This window comes from Bradyrhizobium sp. (assembly GCF_049519115.1).
Taxonomy (GTDB): Bacteria; Pseudomonadota; Alphaproteobacteria; order Rhizobiales; family Xanthobacteraceae; genus Bradyrhizobium.
On the sequence record NZ_JBEKRB010000138.1, the window covers coordinates 1 to 4,945 of the forward strand.

A 4,945-nucleotide genomic window follows, 5' to 3' on the forward strand; every position below is an offset into this window, starting at 1 on the left:
TATTAACGAAAGGTTAATCTGCAGTTTTAGTCAATGAAAATGTCACATTTTCTCGCGGCTCTGAAATTGTTCCGAGGTGTTGATGTCGATCGAGTCGGATATTCGTGACATAGCGGGCGGGATTCAAAACTTAATCAGCCGATCGGCGGCGAGTTTTTCCCCCGAAGTGGTTCGGTATATTTTGCCAGCTGTGGATGCAGTTACAATCTTGCTTTCCTGCCTCGCGGCCGTGATTGGCTACGATTTGTCAATCGGCAATTACATGTTAGTCGGCAATCCATTCGAAATTTTGCCGTCGTGTGCCGTCGGCTCGCTTGCCAGCCTTATTTACATCTTGCGCATGAACGGCAACGGTTACTACGGGCTTCTAAGAAGCGCGAAGCCTAGGCTGGAGCTGCGCGAGATACTGGTATGCTGGTTCACGACAGGGCTTTTGCTCGCCCTTATCGCATTCCTACTCAAGATCAGCTCGGCATATTCTCGCGGCGCATTTGTTATCTTTTACATTCTAGCGCCAGTGGCGTTGCTGGCGGCACGCAAAGCCGCAAAGGTCGCTCTGGCCCAAGCTATCGCCCAGGGCGCGATCGGGCGAGGCAGCACCGTTTTGATTGGTGAAGCGAACGAGATGGCCATGCTGCAGAGCGGCGATTTGCTGGCCCTCTGTGGCGCACTTGAAGTAAGGCGTTTTACATTGAGTCAAGAAGACGATGAGCTAGCCCGATCATCGAAAGACGCTCGCATTGTCATTGCGGCAGCCAACTTTGTGCGCCGCCACAATTGCCAACAAGTACTGATCGCGTTGCCGTGGAGTGATGGCGCTCGCATCGAGTTCATCAGAGACCGAGTCAAGACCCTTCCGGTTGCCGTTCGATTGGCGCCCGATAAGAGCGTTCGAGCGCTAGCCGATCTCACCTGGTCCGCGCAGACCCATGCGCCGACCATCGAGCTGCAGCGGGAACCCCTTAGCGGCACGCAGCGTCTTGTGAAGCGCATTGCGGACGTCGTCGTGGCTTCACTCGTGCTTATATTTTTGCTGCCCGTCATGGCCCTGATTGGTATTGCAATCAAACTGGACAGTCCTGGCCCGGTCATTTTTCGACAAACCCGAAAAGGGTTTAACGGCAAACATTTCGTCATATTGAAATTTCGGACCATGACGGTCCAGGAAAACGGTCCTAAAGTTGTGCAGGCGACGCGTGGCGACTCGCGAGTAACAGCAATTGGACGGCTGCTTCGGTCCACCAGTATCGACGAATTGCCTCAGCTTTGGAATGTTTTAAGAGGCGACATGTCACTGATCGGGCCGCGTCCTCACGCCTTAGCCCACGACAGCTATTTTGAAACTCTGTTGAGAGACTATGCTTTTCGCCATCACGTCAAGCCCGGCATAACAGGTTGGGCGCAATGCAACGGCGCCCGAGGCGCTACACCGACCATCGAACATATTGCAGAGCGCGTGAAGCTCGATCGGTGGTATATTGATAACTGGAGCCTCTCGCTTGACCTCCTTATCCTGATCAGAACGGTTTTCGAGGTACTTCGAAAAAGGAACGCCTACTGAGAAACGTTGTTCCTGCGAGACTGCGATCGTCCTAGTCCCCGGAAACAACAAGGCACCCGCGCTGGACCAAGTCCCGCACATCTCTTTTTCTTCTCGGCTCTCCCGGAGGCTTCTGCGTGACCCGCCCAGGACATGATCCAGAAAGCCTGCCCCCAACTTGATGCCGGATAGATTCGCACTCGCAAAAATCCCGCGTTCGAAATCGACGAGTTGGGATAGTCGTGAACTTTGGCGATTCAGAAATCTGCTGCGGTGCACCCGGGCGACACGCCTTAACGAATTATTAACAGGCCAGATGGGAAATTGAGGCACAAGGCCACGCTGTCCCTTGACAGACACGCTTCCAAAACGAGCATCAAACAATGATTTGGCTTTCGACAGTAAGCTTGGCGGCTGGCGGCATATTGGCACAGCGCTTCAAAATATTTGTGTTAGCGCCTGCGACCATTGTTGTTGTGGTCGTCACTATCACTCTCGGGGTAACTCAGGCCAGTGGCGTTTGGGCGACTATTTTAATGATGGCCGCAGCAAGCGTGGCGATACAGATGGGCTATTTTCTTGGAATGTTGATCCAATTTGGCATGGGTCGGCTTCTGGCAAGCAAGTCATCCTGCTTTTCTGACACGGGGACGGCGCGGAATCCCCGATCTTTCAAACTCCGATTTCTTGAATGAGCCTGGATGACGAAAGCGCCCTTTCCCGTATCTTTGCGGTTGTCGATGACTCCTACCCCGAATAGGTGATTCTACCGCCGATGGCCTCGTGACGCGGTCCGCACGAGTTCGACAGCCGCGATCAGTGGACGTTCGGCACGGTCGGTCGGTGTCGTGACCCGGCATCAGTTGGAAATCACTTCTCAGATAAATCTGATCTTATCGTTTTCCAGGACGAGACATGTCAGTCGTCCCGTCGCGTAGGCACCCGTGTCGATGTTGATACGGTTCGCTCGAACGTCGGGCTCGAGGACAGGCGTATGTCCATGCACGACAACTTTGCCAAAGTTGTCCTCGCTTGAAAGGAAATCCTCCCGAATCCAGAGAAGGTCGTCTTCCGATTGCTTGGTGAGGCAAATTCCCGGTCGGACTCCTGCATGTACGAAAAAAAAATCACCGCAGATGAAATACTGTTTCAAGCCGCCCAAGAACTCGCGGTGGCTGGATGGAAGGATCCTGTCGAGTTCAGAGGCGAGTTCTCGTTGATCTTGCGCATTGGTTTCGATCTTCGGCGAAAGTCCAAATGACAACAGCGTATCCAGTCCGCCGCAATTTCTCCAAACAGTAAGAACATCCGGGTTTATTAGGAACTGGCGCAGGAAGGCCTCATGGTTTCCCATAAGACAGACGGTTGGGTGGGTCACGCAATGATTGACGAGCCGATCAAGCACGCGCTTGGAATCGGGTCCGCGGTCGATGTAATCTCCAAGAAAAATGCGAACAGCGTTCGATACGGGAGGATGCACGTCCGTATCCTTGTCGATCCGTGCGAGAACCGAATCCAAAAGGTCTAGGCGCCCGTGGATATCACCAATTGCGTAAATTCGAGTACCCGCAGGCACGCTGCGCCGAGGCGCCACGATGTGCGAGGTGCGTGAAGACCAAATCACCTATTTTTTGCCCTCATCCGGACCCATCAAGTTCTTCTTTCAATACCCAAACCGGTCCGCCGGGGCTTGTAGCATTAGGCCGTTGCTCGAGGAAATCCTGTGGGGAAAAGCTCAATCAACTCTCGGCTACTGGTCGAGGAGACACTTTGCGCTTCTTCGGGATTTTTGGATCGACGCCGCCGCCCCACGCCGCGCCCTCGGCGACGCACCAGACCGCTCGAAGGCGTTTCAATAGGCGTTGCCGTGCTCAGAGTCGTTACATTGTCGGTTTCGTCATGATTGCCCTTGTTTGCCCAGAAACGGATGACATAGCTTACGCTCAACACCATTGAGACGCCGCCTGCCTTCTTGGCAAACGCGCCGATCTGTTTGGGGAAGTTCTTCAGCCATTTTCTTCCATTTTTTTCGGAACGCCACTAAACATGACACGAATAATGTAAAAATGGTTAACCGCTCGCCTCCAACCCATTTGATCTCGGTTAACTATTTTCCTGCATCGTACAGCAATACGAGGCGCCCTGATCAAATCGCCATCTGATGAATTCGAGAATGAGATGCGTAAATTAGATGTCGACGCGATTGACTTCGGCAAACTCTGTCTCACGCACGAACTGCTGAACAACTCTTGCAAGGGGCCGCTGCCAATAGGCGAGCAAAATTCAGGCCACTCTCAGTGATTTAATTCTAGTATATGCCAAATCTAATTCAGAGCCGCGACAACTCCTCATCGGACGAGCGACAACGCCCGAAAGCCGGTGAGATTATCCCTTGGGCTGCCAGTTTGAGGGCTCTGCCACCCAGCATTTGTGGCCAATCCGCAACACTCTCCCCGAAATCGGGGATGATAGCACGGCAACCCTACGCAGCTCCTTTCGTTTCGCGTAGAGTCGCTGCGACCAATAATCATGGATCGGGGCCTTCGGTGGGCATTCGTCGCGTCCTCTCAGGCTTGCCAACCTTGATCTTGATGATGGCGCTGGGCGGCTGCGGGATGATGTCGGACGGTGGGCCCGCCACCATGGATATATTATCGGGCCAGCGCGATCCGACGAGTCTCAACTACGCGATAGTCAAGGTCACCCAGAAGGTCATCGAGGTCCAGGCCAAGAACCTGCCGCGCTTGATCGCCTTTGGAGACGATCGGCGGCGCCCGCGCGATATCACATTCGGCGACGGCGATATCCTCGGTGTCACCATCTTCGAATCCGGCTCTGGAGGCCTCTTCACTCCGTCCGAAGGCGGCGCGCGCCAGGGCAATTTCGTCAACATTCCGAACCAAGCCGTCGACATCCACGGCAACATCTCGATCCCCTATGCGGGTTCCATCCGCGCGCGCGGACGCACCGCGGTCGAAGTGCAGGACGCTATTGTGGCTGCCATCAAGAACCGCGCGATCGAGCCGCAGGTCGTTGTGTCAGTGATCGAACAGAAGACGTCCATGATCACTATCTTGGGCGAGGGACGCTCGGCGTGGATTCCTGCGACCACCGAGCCCCAGCGTATGCTCACCGCCATCAGCCGGGCTGGCCTGGTGGCGACGGCCGGGACCACGGGGCCCGCCGGAGCTGAAACCTGGGTACTTTTGGAGCGAAACGGCCGGCGCGCGATCGCCCCTTTCGGGGCGCTCATCTATGAGCCGTCCAACAATATCTACGTGCATCCCGACGATACCATCTACTTGTATCGGGAGCCGCAGACCTTCCTGACCTTCGGTGCGGTTGGCTCGCAGCAGCAGATTCCATTTGGGGCCTGGCGGCTGTCGCTTGCGGAAGCGATCGGCA

Annotated in this window: 4 protein-coding genes; 3 read left to right on the forward strand and 1 reads right to left on the reverse strand. The window is 54.9% G+C overall.

The features are described from left to right. Positions 1–82 precede the first annotated feature (82 nt). Positions 83–1,561: an undecaprenyl-phosphate glucose phosphotransferase gene (locus tag ABSE61_RS35860; protein WP_423875895.1), complete on the forward strand. Its 1,479-nt coding sequence runs from the start codon at positions 83–85 to the stop codon at positions 1,559–1,561. Between the two features lie 362 nt (positions 1,562–1,923). Next, on the forward strand, positions 1,924–2,235 hold the full coding sequence (locus tag ABSE61_RS35865; RefSeq protein WP_423875896.1) for a hypothetical protein: 312 nt from the start codon (positions 1,924–1,926) through the stop codon (positions 2,233–2,235). A gap of 182 nt (positions 2,236–2,417) precedes the next feature. On the opposite strand, the gene ABSE61_RS35870 is transcribed toward ABSE61_RS35865, so the two are convergent. Beyond that, positions 2,418–3,164, reverse strand: a complete 747-nt coding sequence (locus tag ABSE61_RS35870; RefSeq protein WP_423875897.1) for a metallophosphoesterase family protein — start codon at positions 3,162–3,164, stop codon at positions 2,418–2,420. Between the two features lie 922 nt (positions 3,165–4,086). Here ABSE61_RS35870 and ABSE61_RS35875 point away from each other — a divergent pair. Then, positions 4,087–4,945 (forward strand): polysaccharide biosynthesis/export family protein (locus ABSE61_RS35875; protein ID WP_423875898.1); only part of this gene is annotated, 859 nt, incomplete at its 3' end.

What these genes read in the sequence shown, in the direction of transcription:
- ABSE61_RS35860 (WP_423875895.1), top strand. Translation starts at nt 83, where the DNA reads ATGTCGATCGAGTCGGATATTCGTGACATAGCGGGCGGGATTCAAAAC.
- ABSE61_RS35865 (WP_423875896.1), top strand. Translation starts at nt 1,924, where the DNA reads ATGATTTGGCTTTCGACAGTAAGCTTGGCGGCTGGCGGCATATTGGCA.